Below are 16,517 nucleotides of genomic sequence, written 5' to 3' on the forward strand. Positions count from 1 at the left end.
GCAATCGCGAGCGGAGATGATCAGAACTGGTTCGCCATGCTGAACCGGAATTCCTGGGTTTCGTCGAAGTCTTCCTTCATGACGGGATGCGCGTAGTCGAAGCGGATGTTGCCGAACGGCGACGCCCACATGATACCCGCACCGACCGAAGCACGCCAGTTCATGCTGGTGCCCTGCGCGGTGCTGGTGCCGAGCGGAACATCGTTGCCGTAAAGTGTACCGGCATCGGCAAAGACAGCAGCACGCAGACCGAAGTCTTCCGGAACAGCCGGCATCGGCATCGTCATTTCGGCAGAGGCCGTAAAGTAGGTCGTGCCACCGAGCGCGTCGCCGTGATCGGTCGTACGCGGACCGATACCGTCGTTCTCGAAGCCGCGGACCTGACGACCGCCGATCGTGAACTGATCGAAGACATGCAGATTGTCGCCGGTGGAAACCACATGGCCGGCGCCGACTGCGATGGAGCCGATCAGGTCAGCTTCGGTCGACAGGAGCTGGAAGTAACGGGCACGACCGGAAATCTTGTAGAAGTCGGAGTCGCCACCGAGACCTGCATATTCATGCGTGATCGTCGCGTAGATGCCTTCGCGCGGCAGCGTCTGGCTGTCGAGCGTATTGTAGGTCAGCGTCTGCGAAATCGACGATTGAACGAACTTGCCGTTGTCGATCATCGAGATGTAAGGCGACGAAAGATTGTCGTCTACGGTGCCAGGAACGCCGTCAGCGCCGAAGGCACCGTCGTTGGAGTACTCGATTTCCTTGTAGGTGTAGCGGAACGTCGTCGCCAGATCTTCGGTGATCGGCGCCGTAACGCGCAGGGTAACGCCCTGCTCGTTGTAATCGTAATAGCTGTTCGACGAGGTCTTGCTCTTGAAGAGGTCGAAGCCGGCCGCCAGACGATAACCGAGGAAGTAGGGCTCGGTGAACGACAGATTGTAGCTGCGGGCTTCGTCAAGACCACCGCCGACTGCAACGCGGATGAACTGGCCGCGGCCGAGGAAGTTCTTTTCTTCGATCGAGGCTTCGAGCAGGAAGCCGTCGCCGCCAGCGGAGTAACCGGCACCGATACCGAACGAGCCGGTCGGCTGGTCTTCGACATCGACAACGATGACGACGCGGTCGGGCGACGAGCCCTGCGAGGTCGAGATGTTGACCGAGGTGAAGTAACCGAGCGCTTCAAGGCGACGCTTGGCGCGCGAGATCATTTCCTGGTTGAAGGCGTCGCCTTCGCTGAAATCGAATTCGCGGCGGATGACATAGTCACGCGTGCGGGTGTTGCCACGGATTTCGATACGCTCGACGTAGGCGCGCTCGCCCTGGTCGACCAGGTAGGAAACACCGACCGTGTGGTTTTGCATATTACGGTCGCCGCGCGGCGTGACGCGGGCGAACGGATAACCGGCCGCGGCAACGCGCTTGGAGATCGCTTCCATGGTCTTCTGGATTTCGCGGGCGTCGTAGACGTTGCCGGCACGGGTCTTAACCAGACCTTCGAGGTCCTCGCTGCTGATCCCCTGGACGGTAGATTCGACCGAGACGTTGCCGTATTCGTAACGCTGGCCTTCCTCAACCGTGAAGCTGATATTGTACTTGTTGCCCGATGCGTCGAGCACAGCTTCCGACGAGATGACGCGGAAGTCCGGATAACCGTGATTGTAATAGAACTGGCGCAACGCTTCTTCGTCGGCGCGCAGCTTGTCCTCGCTATAGACGTCCTTGCGGGTCAGGAAGGACAGCGGACCGGATTCCTTGGTGACGATCACCGACTTCAGGCGGCCATCGCCATAAGCCTGATTGCCGACGAAATTGATGTCGGCGATCTTGGTGCGGTCGCCTTCGTTGATGACGAAGGCGAGATTGACGCGTCCCTGGCCGACGTCAGCGGTCTGGGTGGTGATCTGGACGTCGCTGCGGCCGATCGCACGATAGGCTTCGCGCAGACGCTGGATATCCGCATCGATCAGGGCCTGATTATACGGGCCGAGCGGCTGGGTCTGCACCACGGCCTGGAGCTTCTCGTCGGTGATCTTGCGGTTTCCGTTGAACACGACCTGGTTGATGAGCTGATTTTCGCTCACCGACACGACGAGCGTGCTGCCGGAAACACTGATTTTGACATCCGAGAAATAGCCGGTCGAATAGAGCTTGCGGACCGATTCATCGATGTCGTTGTTGGAGAAGTTGACACCCGGACGGATGGTCAGGTTGGAACGGACGGCCTCCTCGCCGGCGCGCTGTGCGCCGCGGACCTGAACGTTCCGGATAACCGCCGCTTCGGCAGAAAGTGCGGAAGCAAGTACCAGTACACCTGCGCCCGATGCAACAACACTAGCAGACAGCGCAAACGCCGACACTGCGTTCAAAAACTTTGAACCAGCCTTCATTTCAATTCTTACCTTTTCCCGTTGTCCCTCGGCGGGTGGTGCCCGACTCCGGCCACGTGTGTCGTTTTACCTTCTTTTGACCTACAAGCAAGGCATCGCGTTAATTTCTGTTTACTTACTTCCCTTGCGTGACCCAATGGCCACGCAACTGTTGGAAACATGGTGAACAAACGGTTTCTTTTACGATTTGAAGGACATCAGCCGATCAGATTGCTGATGTCGTTGAAGGTCGCGAACACCATCAGGCTCAAAACCATCGCAAGCCCGATACGAAAGGCGATCTCCTGCGCTCCCGCGCCAAGCGGCCGGCCACGGATGGCCTCGATCGCGTAGAAGACGAGATGGCCGCCGTCCAGAACTGGCACAGGCATGAGGTTCAAAAGCCCGATCGAGACCGAAAGAACGGCTGCCAGCTGGACCACTGCTGCAAAGCCGAGCGAAGCCATCTGTCCCGACGCCTGGGCGACCCTGACCGGCCCGCCGAGCTGGTCGGCCTTCATCCGGCCGGTCACCAGATTTCCGATATAGCGGAAGGTGCCGGTGACGATATGGCCGGTCTCGGTGACGCCTTCGGCAACGGCCTGCAGCGGCGTGAACGTCTCGATGCGGAAATTGCCGCGCTGTTCGTTGGTGACGATGCCGATCAGGCCGAGCTCGACCTTGTTCCCGAACTGGTCGGTGACCTCGGAGCGCTTCGGCACCATCGGCAGATCGAGATCCTGGCCGTTGCGCTCGACCGTCACGATGATCGGGGTTTCCGGCCTGATGCTGACATAACGCCGCACGTCGTCGAAAGTCCGGATGCGCGAACCGTCGAGCGCCACGAGCCGATCGCCGGGCTGCACGCCAGCGGCAAGGGCGGCGCTATTCGGCTGAACCTCGGCAACCACCGGATCGGCGACCACCTTGCCATAGACGCTGAAGAGGACGGCGAAAATCGCGATTGCCAGAATGAAATTGGCGATCGGGCCGGCCGCAACGGTGGCGGCCCTCTTCCAAAGCTTGGCGCCTGCGAGCGTCCTCGCCTTGTCTTCCTCGCTCATGCCCGCAAGGCCGCTCGCATCCGGCATGCTCGCGGCATCCTCGTCGCCAAAGAATTTGACGTAGCCGCCAAGCGGGATCGCCGAAATCTTCCAGCGGGTGCCGTGACTATCGGTGAAGCCTATGAGTTCCGGGCCGAAGCCGACCGAGAAGGCGGTTACCCGGATGCCGCACCAGCGCCCGACGAGATAGTGTCCCATCTCGTGCACGAAGACGAGCAGGGACAAGACCAGCACGAAGGGGATGATGTAGCCGGTGAAGAAGCTGAGGATGGCCATCAAAGTTTCCGTTTCAACATTGTAGCGGCCGCCCAGTCCTCAAAAGCCGAAGAGAAAGCCTGCAACCGATATATCAAGATGGCCCGTCGTGGCCGCATAAACAAGCGTCATCAGAAACGCTGCGAAACAGGCGAAAACGAGGCCGTCGACGCGGTCCATGACGCCGCCATGCCCCGGGATGAGGTGGCTGGAATCCTTCACCCCAAACCGGCGCTTGATGAACGATTCGAACAGGTCGCCTACCTGGCTTGCCACCGAGAGCAGAAATGCGATCGCCACCGTCCAGATCGACAGCCGGGAAAACACGCCGAGCGTCAGGGCCGAGCTTGCGATCACGCCCGATACGGTGCCGCCGATCGCCCCCGACCAGGTCTTGCCGGGAGAAATCCGCGGCGCCAGTTTTGGCCCCTGCAGGGCACGACCGACAAAATAGGCGAGAATGTCGGTCGCCCAGACTACCGCGAAAATGAAAAGCGTCGCGACCAACCCCGCCTGGTCCTCGGCGCGGATAGCCGCCAGCGAGATACCGCTCAAGCCTGCGTAAAAGATGCCACCCGGCAGCCACCAGCTTCCCTTGCGCAGCAGCACGAAAAGAATGGCGGTGATCATCGCGCCGCCGAGAATCGGCACAGAGAGCTCGCCTTCGTCAGCGACGAGATCAATGGCGATCAGAACAATGGAGAGCCAGCCAAAGGCGTTGGCACGAAAATCGCGCTCGGCGGCCCGCGTGATCGTCGACCACTCGTAATAGATCAGCACCGCCATGACGGCCGCCACGACGCGGAATGTCAGGCCGCCATACCAGGTGGCCGTCAGCACCACGACCGCCAGAACCAATGCGGATGCAATGCGGCGCTTCAGTTCAGCGCTCATCAACCGCCCACCGCTATCGTCTTGTCCGACAGGCCACCGAAGCGGCGGTCGCGCGAGGCATAGATCTTCAGGGCGTCGAGGAAGAGCTTCCGATCGAAATCCGGCCAGTAGTCCGGCAGGAAGACAAGTTCGGAATAGGCCGCCTGCCACAGCAGAAAGTTCGAAAGCCGTTCCTCGCCGCTGGTGCGGATGATGAGATCCGGATCGGGAATGCCGGCGGTGTCCAGCTTTGCGCTGATCTTGTCCGGGTCGATCTCGGATGCCTTGAGGATGCCGGCCTCGACGTCACGGGCAAGCATCGCGACGGCACGGGCGATCTCGTCGCGGGCACCGTAGTTGAAGGCGATGATCAGTGTCAGCGACGTGTTGAACTTTGTGGTTTCCTCGGCTTCGAGAAGAAGCGGGAGGATGTCGCTGCGCAGTTTTTCGCGCTCGCCGATCACCCGGATGCGGATGTTCTCACGGTGCAGTTCGGCCAGATCCTGGCGGATGAAGCGCCGGAGAAGACCGAGGAGATCCCTCACCTCGGTTTCAGGCCTGCTCCAGTTCTCCGAAGAAAACGCAAAGAGCGTCAGATATTTGACGCCCGCATCGCCGGCAGCCCGTACCGTTTCGCGAACCGCTTCGACGCCCTTGCTGTGTCCGACCGTACGAGGAAGCCCGCGCTTGTTGGCCCAGCGTCCATTACCATCCATGATGATGGCAACGTGTTGAGGGATGATTGCAAGCTCGGGGTTCACCATATTCTATGCGGCTCCTTTGGCCGCCGGGAATATGGCGGCAAACCAGGCCTAAATTAGACCTGCATGATTTCCTTTTCCTTGTCGCCAAGCAAGCGGTCGACTTCGGAAATCGTATCATCCGTCATCTTCTGCACTTTTTCCGACTGCGAGCGACTTTCGTCCTGGCCGATGTCGCCGTCCTTTTCGGCCTTTTTCAGGCCGTCCATGCCATCGCGGCGGACGTGACGTACAGCAACCTTCGCCTTTTCCGCATAATCATGCGCAACCTTGACCAGCGACTTGCGGCGCTCTTCATTAAGCTCGGGGAGCGGAATGCGCAGGCTCTGGCCATCGACGATCGGGTTGAGGCCGAGGTTTGATTCGCGGATCGCCCGGTCGACGGCGCCGACCATCGACTTGTCCCAGATGGACACGCCGAGCATGCGCGCTTCCGGCACGGTGATGTTGGCCACCTGGTTGAGCGGCACGCGCGAACCATAGGCTTCGACCATCACCGGATCGAGAATATTGGCCGAGGCGCGGCCGGTGCGCAGCGAGGCGATATCGCTTTTGAAGGCGTTGATCGCGCCTTCCATGCGGCGCTTGATGTCGTTGAGGTCGATTCCACTCATCCGTCTACTCCCGTATGTTGTCTGGGCGGCCCGCGACGCCGCGCCTCAATTGTCCGCTACGATGGTCTTGCGGCCGCCGCCGGTCAAGATTTGAGCGAAGCCGCCCTTCTCATGGATCGAAAAAACGATGATCGGGATGGAATTTTCGCGGGCGAGCGCCACCGCCGCCACGTCCATCACCGCCAGACCCTTTTCGAGCACTTCGCCGTGCGTCAGCGTCTCGAAGCGGGTCGCCGTCGGGTCCTTCTTGGGATCGGCCGAATAGATGCCGTCCACCTGGGTGCCCTTGAAGATCGCCTCCGCACCGATTTCGGCCGCGCGTAGCGCTGCCGCCGAATCGGTCGTGAAGAACGGATTGCCGGTGCCGCCGGCGAAGATCACCACCCTGCCCTGCGCCATATGATGCAGCGCCTGGCGCTGCGAAAAGCTCTCGCAGATCTCCGGCATCGAGATCGCCGACAGAACCACGGTATCGACGTTCAGCTTGCGCAGCGAGGTGGCGAGCGCCAGCGCGTTGATCACGGTGCCGAGCATCCCCATATGGTCGCCGGTCACCCGGTCGCCACCCTTGGAAGCGACCGCGACGCCGCGAAAGATATTACCGCCGCCGACGACCACGCCGACATCGACGCCCATGGCGCGCGCTTCGGCGATATCGGAGGCGACTCGATCGGCAACTGCGACATCGATGCCGAAACCCTGGCTGCCCATCAGAGCTTCACCGGAGGCCTTGAGCAAGACGCGCTTGTAGAGGGGCTGAGGCGACATGGAGGCTCCTTGAAATCGAAATGCATGCGGAGGGTCAAACGGGTTGCGGATACACGAAGGGCACCGGCTTGTCACCGGTGCCCTTGCGCTTTCGACAGCTTTAGCTAACGAATATCAGCCTTTGGCGACTGCCGCGACTTCAGCGGCAAAATCCGTTTCTTCCTTTTCGACACCTTCGCCGAGCAGAAGACGGGCCATGCCGACGACTTCGATCGACGCGCCGGCGAGCTTTTCTGCGTCCTTGACAGCCTGGCCGACGGTCACTTCCGGGTTGACGACGAAGGCCTGCGACAGAAGGGCAACTTCTTCGAAGAACTTGCGCATGCGGCCGTCGACCATCTTTTCGATGATGGCTTCCGGCTTGCCGGAAGCGCGCGACTGCTCGATGAAGACGTTGCGCTCGCGCTCAGCCACAGCCGCATCGACTTCTTCGGCGCGGATGGCGAGCGGGTTGGTGGCAGCAATGTGCATGGCGACCTGACGGCCGATCGAGCTCAGGACTTCCTTGTCGCCGACCGACTTCAGGGCGACCAGAACGCCGAGCTTGCCGATGCCGTCGCCGGCAGCGTTATGGACATAGGTCGCAACGACGCCGTGCTCGACCTGCAGCAGGGCGGCGCGACGCAGCGTCATGTTCTCGCCGATCGTGGCGATCGCGTCCTTGATGGTGTCGGCAACCGGCTTGCCGGAAGCCGGATAGGTGGCAGCCGAGATTGCTTCGACGGAACCGTCGGTCGTCAGGGCGACGCTTGCAACGCCGCGGACGAGGTCCTGGAAGGCATCGTTGCGGGCAACGAAGTCGGTTTCCGAGTTGAGCTCGATGACGACAGCCCTGTGGCCGGCGCTGGCGATGCCGATCAGGCCTTCAGCCGCGGTGCGGCCGGACTTCTTGTCGGCCTTGGAAATGCCCTTGGCACGCAGCCAGTCGATCGCCGCTTCGATGTCGCCGTTCGTTTCGGTCAGCGCCTTCTTGCAGTCCATCATGCCTGCGCCAGACTTTTCGCGCAGTTCCTTTACCAGTGCAGCGGTGATTTCAGCCATTGTTTTGCCTCTTGTCGGTTCAAGTGCTTCTCGCCGGAAAAACGTCGGCGGACTCAAAAGTTTTGGGACGAATGTACCCGGAAGTGTGACAGCGTGATGAAGACATCACGAAAGCGATCGCCTCGACGACCAAGCGGTGGCGGCTCGCCTTGAAACGACCAAGGCCAGGGATCGGTATCTCTGGCCTCGATCGAATTTCAGAAAGGAGGAGCGGTTAAGCCGCTCCATCCGGGCTTTAAGCTTCTGCTTCTGCTTCGCCTTCGAGCGCCGGCTCGATCGGAGCTTCTGCAGAGGCACCGATGTCGCGGCCCGAAGCGCCCTGCTGGCGAGCGATACCATCGATGGCAGCGCGGGCGATCAGGTCGGTATAGAGAGCGATGGCGCGCGAGGCGTCGTCATTGCCCGGGATCGGGTAGTCGATGAGGTCCGGATCGCAGTTCGAATCGATGATAGCAACGACCGGGATGCCCAGGCGCTTGGCTTCGTCGATAGCGATCTTTTCCTTGTTGGTGTCGATGATGAACATCAGGTCCGGAGTGCCGCCCATGTCGCGGATACCGCCGAGAGCCTTGTCCAGCTTTTCGCGTTCGCGCTCGAGGTTCAGGCGTTCCTTCTTGGAATAGCCGGACTGTTCCGAATTCAGGATTTCGTCGAGCTTGCGCAGGCGCTGGATCGAGTTCGAAATGGTCTTCCAGTTGGTCATCATGCCGCCGAGCCAGCGGGAGTTGACGTAATACTGGGCCGAACGCTTGGCCGAGTCGGCGATCAGTTCAGACGCCTGGCGCTTGGTGCCGACGAACAGAACGCGGCCGCCGCGGGCGACGGTGTCGGACACGACCTGAAGGGCGCGCGACAGCATCGGAACGGTCTGGGCCAGATCGATGATGTGGATGTTGTTACGGTCGCCGAAGATATACGGCTTCATCTTCGGGTTCCAGCGGTGAGTCTGGTGGCCGAAGTGAACGCCTGCTTCGAGAAGCTGGCGCATAGAGAAATCGGGCAATGCCATGCCTTGTCATCCTTTTCCGGTTGAACCTCCGCAAGGCGAACAGCACCCTCTTCGAGAATGCCACCGGGCGGAACAGTCCGGATTTCTCCCGGACAATCCCATGCCTTACGTGTGGAATGCGGCTGGCCATACATTCGATTTGCCGCAAAAGCAAGTGCTTTTGCTGGAAATTGCCTCAGCGGGGCCGCCAGGATCGGCAATTGACAGAGGACGGCTATTTCGCCGGCGCGGGGCACGGATCCTGCGGTTTCAGGAGCTCCAGCTTGACGAGGCTGCCGGACAGCACGAAGTCGCCGTAATCCATGGTGAGATCGCGGGTGATGCCGTTTTCGTAGAGCTTGAACGACATATTGTAGACGGGGGTGGGATCGCCGGCGGCATTTTCGTTGAAATAGGCGATCGTCACCGGCCAATAGGCCGTCTTTGCGAACTCGCCCGCCTTGTCGGCATCCACATCGTCCTTCTGCACCGTCTGCGACTTGCCGATCACCGTCGTCGTCAGGAGCGCCTGGTCGCCGTTTTCCGAACCGTCGAAGACCCGCGCCTCGAAGAAGTTCTTACCCTGCTTGGCATTCGCGATGACGTCCAGCATATGGCTGGTCGGGAAATCGCTCGCCGGCAGGTCGATCTCGCGGCCGTCGGGCTGGGTAATTGCCACCTTGACACCCTTGTCGGCGATCGACGCATCGCCGGTCAGCTGCTTGTCGAGCTGCTCGTCGGTGAAGGACTTGGTCTCGAAATGGAACTGGTTTGCGGCCATATCCTCGAAGGTCGTGGTCTGCTGGTCGCTGAGGCGCGTCTCCTCGCCCGTGTCGATCTTGGTGACCAGCCGGAAATTGGTGGAAAAACCGGTGCAGGCCGAGCCGGTGAACTCATAGACCATGCGGCCGAACATGCCTTCGATGCCCGAACGTTCAGAGGCATTCTTGAGCTTCAGGTCGTAAATGGCGCGATGCGGGACGAGCAGCCGGGCGGCACCGTCGGTCGTCGCGTCCGCGGAGGTGGCAGCCGCAAGGCTCAGACCGCCGGCAAGGATCACCCCGAGGCTCATTCGCAACATTCACATTCTCCTGTTGGACTCAGTCGGGGATGTTATAAGAACGCCATCTGACCAAGCTAAGGCCTTGATGCAGGATTTTTGAAGAATTTACAACAAAACGGGAGTCGAAAATGACCGAAGCCATCGAAGGCCGCCTGAAGGAACTGGGGATCGAACTCCCCGTCGCGGCCGCACCCGCCGCCAATTACGTGCCCTACGTGATTACCGGCAACTTGCTGTTCATCTCCGGCCAGCTGCCGAATGAAAACGGCAAGGTGGCCGTCACCGGCCTTGTCGGCGCGGGTGTCGACGTGCCGGCAGCGAGCCGTGCGGCCGAACTCTGCGCCATCAATATCCTCGCCCAGGCGAAAGCGGCATTGGGCGGCGATCTCGGCCGGATCAAGCGGGTGGTCAAGCTTTCGAGCTTTGTCGCCTCGGCGCCCGGCTTCTTCGAACAGCATATCGTCACCAACGGCGCATCGAACCTGATCGCCAATGTTCTCGGCGACGCCGGCAAGCATGCGCGGGCTGCCGTCGGCATGGCGGCGCTGCCGTTCAACGCCTCCGTCGAAATCGAAGCCATTATCGAGATCGAAGCATGACCGACGCCACCTGGATCAAGGACCTTCCGGTAGCCCATCGCGGTTATCACGATGTGAACCACCAGGTCTGGGAAAACACCCTGTCGGCGTTTTCCCGCGCTGTCGAGGCCGGCTTTGCGATCGAATGCGACGTGCAGCTTGCCGCCGACAGCGTGCCGGTGATCTTCCACGATCACGATCTCGAACGGCTCTGCGGCATCAAGGGCGATATCCGTGAAAAGACGTCAGCCGAACTCGGCATGCTTTCGGTCGGGGCGACCAAGGACAAGGTGCCGACGCTGAAGCAGATGCTTGCCCTCGTCGCCGGCAAGGTGCCTCTGGTGATCGAGGTCAAGGGACGCGAAGGCGACGGCGACGACGACGGGTTCGCCGAGGCGGTGCTCGAGGTCCTCGAAGGTTATCAGGGCAAGGTGGCGCTGATGAGCTTCGACTACCACATCCTGCGCGACCTAAAAAATGCCGGTTCGCCCTACCCGCTCGGCCTCACCGCCATGGGCGACAAGCCGGAGGAATTCTTCGAGCACGACGAGGCCATGCAGCTCGGCCTCGACTTCATTTCCTACCACTACCCCCACCTGCCGAACACGTTCATCACAGCCCAGAGGGCGACCGGAATTCCGGTCATTACCTGGACCGTAAGGGATGCAAACGGCCGCGAACATACCTATAAATATGCTGACCAGATGACCTTCGAAGGTTTTGATCCGCGGGAGGTTTCCTCCCCCTCCGTGTAAAGCAGAGTATGACCGGCAATCTCACCATCCGCATCGAAAAATCCTTCTGCGCGATCAGCCCGGCAAGCTGGTCGCGCCTTTCGGGCACTTCCAAGTCCTCCTCTTCGGAAACGCCCTACAATCCGTTCCTGTCGCACGCCTTTCTCTCGGCACTGGAGGAATCGGGCTCCGCTACCGCCAAGACCGGCTGGCTCGGCCATCATCTTCTCCTCGAAGACGACAAGGGCACGCTGATCGGCGCGGTTCCTGGTTATCTGAAAAGCCATAGCCAGGGCGAATACGTCTTCGACCACGGCTGGGCCGACGCGTTCGAGCGCGCCGGCGGGCGTTATTATCCGAAACTGCAGTGCACCGTGCCGTTCACGCCGGCGAGCGGGCCGCGCCTGCTCGTCTGCGAAGGTTACGACCGGGATTCGACCGAACTGACGCTGGCGGCCGGTCTCCAGGAGGTGACACGCCAGCTCGGCATCTCTTCCGCACATGTGACCTTCGTCGCGGAAGACCAGGTCGCTGCTTTCGAAGAGGCGGACTACCTGCACCGCACCGACAAGCAGTTCCATTTCATCAACGAAGGCTACGAGAACCACGACGCCTTCCTCGAAACGCTCGCCTCGCGCAAACGCAAAGCCCTGAAGAAGGAACGGCGCTCGGCCCTGGAAAACGGTATTTCGATCGACTGGCTGACCGGCAAGGACCTCACCGAGGACATCTGGGACCAGTTCTTCGAATTCTACATGGACACCGGCGGTCGCAAATGGGGCCGGCCTTACCTGACGCGAAAATTCTATTCGCTGATCGGCGAGCGTATGCCCGAGGACGTCCTGCTGGTGATGGCCAAACGCGAGGGAAAATACGTCGCCGGCGCGATCAATTTCATCGGCGGGGACGCGCTTTACGGCCGCCACTGGGGTTGTGTCGAGGACCATCCCTTCCTGCATTTCGAGGTCTGTTACCACCAGGCGATCGATTTCGCGCTCGCTAAGGGCCTGAAGCGCGTCGAAGCGGGCGCGCAAGGGGAACACAAGCTGGCGCGCGGTTACCTGCCTGTCACCACGCATTCGATGCACTATATCGCCCATGCGGGGCTGAGGCGCGCGATCGCCGACTATCTGGAACACGAGCGCGAAGACGTGGAGCAGATGACGGAATATCTCGCCGAGCACAGCCCGTTCCGCAAGGGCGAACGCCAGCAGGAACAGGATTAGGGCCCGGAAAGATCGGGCCGGCAAAACTAGGAGAGGACATCGCGATGAGCGGACAGGCTTACGACAGCAACAACATCTTCGGAAAAATCCTGCGCGGCGAGATCCCGTGCCATAGGGTCTATGAGGATGCCGATACGCTCGCTTTCATGGATGTCATGCCGCAGTCGCCCGGTCACCTGCTGGTGCTCCCGAAAGCCCCGTCGCGCAATATTCTCGATGCCGATCCTGCCGTGCTTTCGAAGGTCATCCCGGTGGTGCAGAAGCTCGCCAGAGCTGCCAGGCAAGCCTTCGAGGCGGACGGCATCACGGTCATCCAGTTCAACGAACCGGCAGCCGGCCAGACTGTGTACCATCTACATTTCCACGTCGTCCCGCGCTACGAGGGACAGCCGTTGAAACCCCATTCGGGCCAGATGGAGAATAACGACGTACTTGCGGCGAATGCCGAGAAGATCATTGGCAAATTGGGCAATTAAGCTTCAGAAACCAACCCACCAGAGACCGGCGACAAGCAGCGCCATCGGCACCGCAACGCCGATCCAGACCTTGCGGCCGGTCGCCAGGAAGATGGCGAAACCGATGCCGGCCGACCCCAGCCGCAGCCAGAGCGGCGAACCGGCGAGCGTGCCGTTCGGGAAAACGATCAGTTTTGCGGTGACGGCCATGACCAGCGCAGTCGCCACCGCCCTCACCCAATAAAGCGCTTCGGAGTCTTCGTTCAGCCGGTTGCCGGTAAAAACCCCGAGCCACCGCCAGATATCGGTCGCCAGGAAACCGGCGATCGCAATGACGATAAAGGTCCAGTATTCGGCAATCATCGCCTGGTCTCCTGCCCGGCACGCTTTCTGTTGCGGCGTGCCCTGTCGATCAGATAGGCGGCAGTGCCGCCGCCAAGGCCAGCGCACAGCACGTCGAATTGCGGGGTCACCAGCGCCAGCGTCGGGCCGAGGATCACCCCCATGACGAAAGCTATCTGCACCACCGGCTGGCGCGCGCTCGCCCAGATGGAGGCGTTGAAATAGACGGGCGTCAGGAAGAAGAGTACGCCCGCGACGGCCGGCGGAAAGGCCGAAACGATATCGTAGAAGACCGCAACGACCAGTGTGCCGGTCAACGTCAGCGTCACGCCGAAACCGGCGAAATAGATCGCCCGGTGCTCGCGCGGCACGTTGCGAAGCGTGGTGATCGCGAAGACCCAGGACGTGATGGCGATGAAATGCGACAGGATCAGCAGCAGCCAGATCGGCGTGCGCCTTGTTCGCATCTCCGGGACGACCGAGGCGACCATCGGCGTCATGCGGATCGAGGAGAGCGTCACCGCGAGAAAGCAGGCGGCAATATTGGCGCCGCTCGCCATTGTCCCGATCAGGATGACCTGCGCCGGCAGCGCCCAGATCGCCAGCGACATGAACACCGCCTCGCCACGCGTCAGGCCCGATTCCAGCGCAAAGGCGCTGAAGCCGACGATCGAGGTTAGAAGAATGAGGGCCGGAAGCGAAAGCAGGCCCCGCATGCCGGTAAAAAACCAGGATAGGGCGCTGCGATCGTCACTGTCTGGAGACATAAGTATTCCGGCGGGTATGGGAAACGGTCAGTCATGAAAACAGCGATGCCGGGACAAGCCCGGCATCGCCAAAATTCCATCCGAAGGAGTTATTTGCTCTTCGGCACGCGCGGCACCGTGGTGCCCTTGCGGGGCGGCGTCTTGGGCGCGTCATCCGAAGCGATCACGTCCGCATCGACCATGGCGCGAGCCCTGGCCGGGCCGCCGTCCTTGTCCTTCTGCGCCGACTTCTTCGGCGCCTTGGCCTTGACGACCTTGGTTTCGGCTTCCTCGGCGGCCTCTTCCACCTCGGCCTCCGGCTTCGGTTTCACAGGGGTCGCCTCGGAGATCGAGTCGAGGATGAGCTTGTCCTTGCCATCCTCGCCCTTGCCTACCGTGACGCGGACCACACCACCCTTACGCAGCTTGCCGAACAGGATCTCGTTGGCGAGCGGCTTCTTGATGTATTCCTGGATGACGCGAGAGAGCGGGCGGGCACCCATCTTCTCGTCGTAACCCTTTTCCGCCAGCCAGGCGATTGCATCCTGATGCAGGTCGAAGGTGACGTTGCGTTCCGAGAGCTGCGTCTCGAGCTGCATGACGAACTTCTGAACGACCTGATGGATGACCTCGGTCGGCAGCGGTGCGAACTGGATGATCGCATCGAGGCGGTTGCGGAATTCCGGCGTGAACAGGCGGTTGATCGCCTCTTCGTCCTCGCCGGTGCGCTTGGACGAACCGAAGCCGATGGCGGCCTTGGCCATTTCCGACGCGCCCGCGTTGGTCGTCATGATCAGGATGACGTTGCGGAAATCGATCTTCTTGCCGTTGTGGTCGGTCAATGAACCATGGTCCATGACCTGCAGCAGGATATTGTAGATATCCGGATGCGCCTTCTCGATTTCGTCGAGCAGGACCACTGAGTGCGGATGCTGGTCGACGCCATCGGTCAGGAGACCGCCCTGGTCGAAGCCGACATAACCGGGAGGTGCGCCGAGCAGCCGCGAGACCGTGTGGCGCTCCATATATTCCGACATGTCGAACCGCAGCATCTCGACGCCGAGCGAGGCGGCAAGCTGTTTGGCGACCTCCGTCTTGCCGACGCCAGTCGGGCCGGAAAAGACGTAGGAGCCAATCGGCTTGTTCGGCTCGCGCAGGCCCGCACGGGCAAGCTTGATCGCGGTCGACAGGGCTTCGATCGCCGCATCCTGGCCATAGACAACCGAACGCAGCTCTTTTTCGAGGTTGGCGAGAACCATCTCGTCATCCTTGGAGACGGTCTTTGCCGGGATCCGCGCCATCGTGGCGATCGTCACCTCGATTTCCTTCTCGGTGATCAGCTTGCGGCGCTTGGAAGCGGGCAAGAGCATCTGGGCCGCGCCGGTCTCGTCGATCACGTCGATCGCCTTGTCCGGAAGCTTGCGGTCGGAAATGTAGCGCGCCGAAAGCTCGACAGCCGCCTTGATCGCGTCGTTGGTGTAACGCAGCTTGTGGTATTCCTCGAAATAGGGCTTCAGGCCCTTCATGATTTCGATCGCATCGTCGATCGACGGTTCATTGACGTCGATCTTCTGGAAGCGGCGAACCAGAGCCCGGTCCTTTTCGAAGAACTGGCGGTATTCCTTATAGGTGGTCGAACCGATGCAGCGGATCGCGCCCGAAGACAGCGCCGGCTTCAACAGGTTCGAGGCATCCATCGCGCCGCCGGAAGTGGCACCGGCGCCGATGACGGTGTGGATCTCGTCGATGAACAGGACCGCGCCCGGATACTCTTCAAGTTCCTTGACGACCTGCTTTAGCCGTTCTTCGAAGTCGCCGCGATAACGGGTGCCGGCGAGCAGCGTACCCATGTCAAGCGAGAAGATGGTGGCGTCGGCGAGAGCCTCCGGCACCTTGCCTTCGATGATCCGCTTGGCGAGGCCTTCGGCGATCGCCGTCTTGCCGACGCCCGGATCACCCACGTAGAGCGGGTTGTTCTTGGAACGGCGGCACAGGACCTGGATCGTCCGGTTGACTTCGGCATGGCGGCCGATCAGCGGATCGATGCGGCCGTCGCGGGCCTTTTCGTTCAGATTGACGCAATAGGCCTTGAGGGCATCCTGCGGTTTCTTGGCCGAACCTTCCTCCTGATCGCGGGCGGAGGGCTTGGCTTCCGACTCGCTGTCCTCGGCGCCGCGCGGCGTGCGGGTCTGGGAGGTGCCAGCACGCTTGCCGATGCCGTGAGAAATATAGTTGACCGCGTCATAGCGGGTCATTTCCTGCTCCTGCAGGAAGAAGGCCGCATGGCTTTCCCGTTCCGCGAAGATCGCGACGAGAACGTTGGCGCCGGTCACTTCCTCACGGCCGGAGGACTGGACGTGGATGACGGCGCGCTGGATGACGCGCTGGAAGCCGGAGGTCGGCTTGGAATCCTCGTCATAACCGGTAATCAGGTTGGCAAGTTCATTATCGACATAGTCGGCGACGGTCTTGCGCAGGGTTTCCAAATTGACGTTACAAGCGCCCATGACCGCGGCTGCATCGGCATCGTCGATCAACGCCAAAAGCAGGTGCTCGAGCGTGGCATATTCGTGATGCCGCTCGTTGGCAAAGGTCAGTGCCTGATGCAGCGCCTTTTCTAGACTAGGCGAAAATGTTGGCACGTCG

General features: G+C 61.0%; 16 protein-coding genes. 4 read left to right on the plus strand and 12 right to left on the minus strand.

All coding sequences use genetic code 11. From position 1 onward, the window contains the following. Window positions 1-20: 20 nt before the first annotated feature. The 9 genes from bamA to AC1D3C_RS08365 all read right to left on the minus strand — a co-directional run bounded on the left by bamA (window position 21) and on the right by AC1D3C_RS08365 (window position 9,808). On the minus strand, window positions 21-2,384 hold the full coding sequence (gene bamA, locus AC1D3C_RS08325; RefSeq protein WP_477482563.1) for an outer membrane protein assembly factor BamA: 2,364 nt from the start codon (window positions 2,382-2,384) through the stop codon (window positions 21-23). Window positions 2,385-2,581: 197 nt separating this feature from the next. Then, window positions 2,582-3,703, minus strand: coding sequence for an RIP metalloprotease RseP (gene rseP, locus AC1D3C_RS08330; RefSeq protein WP_038542608.1), 1,122 nt, complete (start codon window positions 3,701-3,703; stop codon window positions 2,582-2,584). A 39-nt stretch (window positions 3,704-3,742) separates the two neighbouring features. Next, complete coding sequence (locus AC1D3C_RS08335) at window positions 3,743-4,576, minus strand: phosphatidate cytidylyltransferase (RefSeq protein ID WP_477482564.1); 834 nt, start codon at window positions 4,574-4,576, stop codon at window positions 3,743-3,745. Continuing rightward, entirely contained in the window at window positions 4,576-5,319 is a 744-nt protein-coding gene (locus AC1D3C_RS08340) for an isoprenyl transferase (RefSeq protein ID WP_038542604.1), read from the minus strand. The genes AC1D3C_RS08335 and AC1D3C_RS08340 overlap by 1 nt, the downstream gene beginning before the upstream one ends. Window positions 5,320-5,372: 53 nt before the next feature. Then, window positions 5,373-5,930 carry a ribosome recycling factor gene (gene frr, locus AC1D3C_RS08345; protein WP_038542602.1) on the minus strand — a complete coding sequence of 186 codons (558 nt, stop codon included), beginning with the start codon at window positions 5,928-5,930 and terminating at the stop codon, window positions 5,373-5,375. 45 nt (window positions 5,931-5,975) lie between these two features. Next, window positions 5,976-6,698 carry a UMP kinase gene (gene pyrH, locus AC1D3C_RS08350; RefSeq protein WP_038542600.1) on the minus strand — a complete coding sequence of 241 codons (723 nt, stop codon included), beginning with the start codon at window positions 6,696-6,698 and terminating at the stop codon, window positions 5,976-5,978. A 114-nt stretch (window positions 6,699-6,812) separates the two neighbouring features. Next, on the minus strand, window positions 6,813-7,739 hold the full coding sequence (tsf, locus tag AC1D3C_RS08355; protein ID WP_247033340.1) for a translation elongation factor Ts: 927 nt from the start codon (window positions 7,737-7,739) through the stop codon (window positions 6,813-6,815). 235 nt (window positions 7,740-7,974) lie between these two features. Beyond that, complete coding sequence (gene rpsB / locus AC1D3C_RS08360) at window positions 7,975-8,748, minus strand: 30S ribosomal protein S2 (protein WP_007758342.1); 774 nt, start codon at window positions 8,746-8,748, stop codon at window positions 7,975-7,977. Window positions 8,749-8,962: 214 nt separating this feature from the next. Next, on the minus strand, window positions 8,963-9,808 hold the full coding sequence (locus AC1D3C_RS08365) for a cell envelope integrity EipB family protein (protein ID WP_247033339.1): 846 nt from the start codon (window positions 9,806-9,808) through the stop codon (window positions 8,963-8,965). 110 nt (window positions 9,809-9,918) lie between these two features. On the opposite strand from AC1D3C_RS08365, the gene AC1D3C_RS08370 reads away from it, so the two are divergent. Genes AC1D3C_RS08370 through AC1D3C_RS08385 form a run of 4 tightly spaced genes read left to right on the plus strand, consistent with a single transcriptional unit; the run spans window position 9,919 to window position 12,804 of the window. Then, a complete protein-coding gene (locus tag AC1D3C_RS08370) occupies window positions 9,919-10,389 on the plus strand; it encodes a RidA family protein (RefSeq protein ID WP_038542594.1) in 471 nt (156 codons plus the stop codon). Then, the gene (locus AC1D3C_RS08375) at window positions 10,386-11,123 is read left to right on the plus strand and encodes a glycerophosphodiester phosphodiesterase (protein WP_477482565.1); all 738 of its coding nucleotides are present in this window, start codon (window positions 10,386-10,388) and stop codon (window positions 11,121-11,123) included. The genes AC1D3C_RS08370 and AC1D3C_RS08375 overlap by 4 nt, the downstream gene beginning before the upstream one ends. Window positions 11,124-11,131: 8 nt before the next feature. Further along, the gene (locus AC1D3C_RS08380) at window positions 11,132-12,328 is read left to right on the plus strand and encodes a GNAT family N-acetyltransferase (RefSeq protein ID WP_477482566.1); all 1,197 of its coding nucleotides are present in this window, start codon (window positions 11,132-11,134) and stop codon (window positions 12,326-12,328) included. A gap of 44 nt (window positions 12,329-12,372) precedes the next feature. Further along, window positions 12,373-12,804 carry an HIT family protein gene (locus AC1D3C_RS08385; protein WP_477482567.1) on the plus strand — a complete coding sequence of 144 codons (432 nt, stop codon included), beginning with the start codon at window positions 12,373-12,375 and terminating at the stop codon, window positions 12,802-12,804. A 3-nt stretch (window positions 12,805-12,807) separates the two neighbouring features. Here the strand turns inward: AC1D3C_RS08385 and AC1D3C_RS08390 are convergent, their stop codons facing one another. The 3 genes from AC1D3C_RS08390 to clpA all read right to left on the minus strand — a co-directional run bounded on the left by AC1D3C_RS08390 (window position 12,808) and on the right by clpA (window position 16,513). Continuing rightward, the gene (locus AC1D3C_RS08390; RefSeq protein WP_477482568.1) at window positions 12,808-13,146 is read right to left on the minus strand and encodes an AzlD domain-containing protein; all 339 of its coding nucleotides are present in this window, start codon (window positions 13,144-13,146) and stop codon (window positions 12,808-12,810) included. Beyond that, a complete protein-coding gene (locus tag AC1D3C_RS08395; RefSeq protein ID WP_477482569.1) occupies window positions 13,143-13,892 on the minus strand; it encodes an AzlC family ABC transporter permease in 750 nt (249 codons plus the stop codon). The genes AC1D3C_RS08390 and AC1D3C_RS08395 overlap by 4 nt, the downstream gene beginning before the upstream one ends. Window positions 13,893-13,981: 89 nt before the next feature. Further along, window positions 13,982-16,513, minus strand: a complete 2,532-nt coding sequence (gene clpA, locus AC1D3C_RS08400; protein WP_038542581.1) for an ATP-dependent Clp protease ATP-binding subunit ClpA — start codon at window positions 16,511-16,513, stop codon at window positions 13,982-13,984. Window positions 16,514-16,517 lie beyond the last annotated feature (4 nt).

This window comes from Neorhizobium sp. P1_A6 (genome assembly GCF_056406795.1).

Bases quoted from the DNA above. Each gene is read 5' to 3' on its own strand.
- bamA (WP_477482563.1), bottom strand. From the start codon at position 2,384: ATGAAGGCTGGTTCAAAGTTTTTGAACGCAGTGTCGGCGTTTGCGCTG.
- rseP (WP_038542608.1), bottom strand. From the start codon at position 3,703: ATGGCCATCCTCAGCTTCTTCACCGGCTACATCATCCCCTTCGTGCTG.
- AC1D3C_RS08335 (WP_477482564.1), bottom strand. From the start codon at position 4,576: ATGAGCGCTGAACTGAAGCGCCGCATTGCATCCGCATTGGTTCTGGCG.
- AC1D3C_RS08340 (WP_038542604.1), bottom strand. From the start codon at position 5,319: ATGGTGAACCCCGAGCTTGCAATCATCCCTCAACACGTTGCCATCATC.
- frr (WP_038542602.1), bottom strand. From the start codon at position 5,930: ATGAGTGGAATCGACCTCAACGACATCAAGCGCCGCATGGAAGGCGCG.
- pyrH (WP_038542600.1), bottom strand. From the start codon at position 6,698: ATGTCGCCTCAGCCCCTCTACAAGCGCGTCTTGCTCAAGGCCTCCGGT.
- tsf (WP_247033340.1), bottom strand. From the start codon at position 7,739: ATGGCTGAAATCACCGCTGCACTGGTAAAGGAACTGCGCGAAAAGTCT.
- rpsB (WP_007758342.1), bottom strand. From the start codon at position 8,748: ATGGCATTGCCCGATTTCTCTATGCGCCAGCTTCTCGAAGCAGGCGTT.
- AC1D3C_RS08365 (WP_247033339.1), bottom strand. From the start codon at position 9,808: ATGTTGCGAATGAGCCTCGGGGTGATCCTTGCCGGCGGTCTGAGCCTT.
- AC1D3C_RS08370 (WP_038542594.1), top strand. From the start codon at position 9,919: ATGACCGAAGCCATCGAAGGCCGCCTGAAGGAACTGGGGATCGAACTC.
- AC1D3C_RS08375 (WP_477482565.1), top strand. From the start codon at position 10,386: ATGACCGACGCCACCTGGATCAAGGACCTTCCGGTAGCCCATCGCGGT.
- AC1D3C_RS08380 (WP_477482566.1), top strand. From the start codon at position 11,132: ATGACCGGCAATCTCACCATCCGCATCGAAAAATCCTTCTGCGCGATC.
- AC1D3C_RS08385 (WP_477482567.1), top strand. From the start codon at position 12,373: ATGAGCGGACAGGCTTACGACAGCAACAACATCTTCGGAAAAATCCTG.
- AC1D3C_RS08390 (WP_477482568.1), bottom strand. From the start codon at position 13,146: ATGATTGCCGAATACTGGACCTTTATCGTCATTGCGATCGCCGGTTTC.
- AC1D3C_RS08395 (WP_477482569.1), bottom strand. From the start codon at position 13,892: ATGTCTCCAGACAGTGACGATCGCAGCGCCCTATCCTGGTTTTTTACC.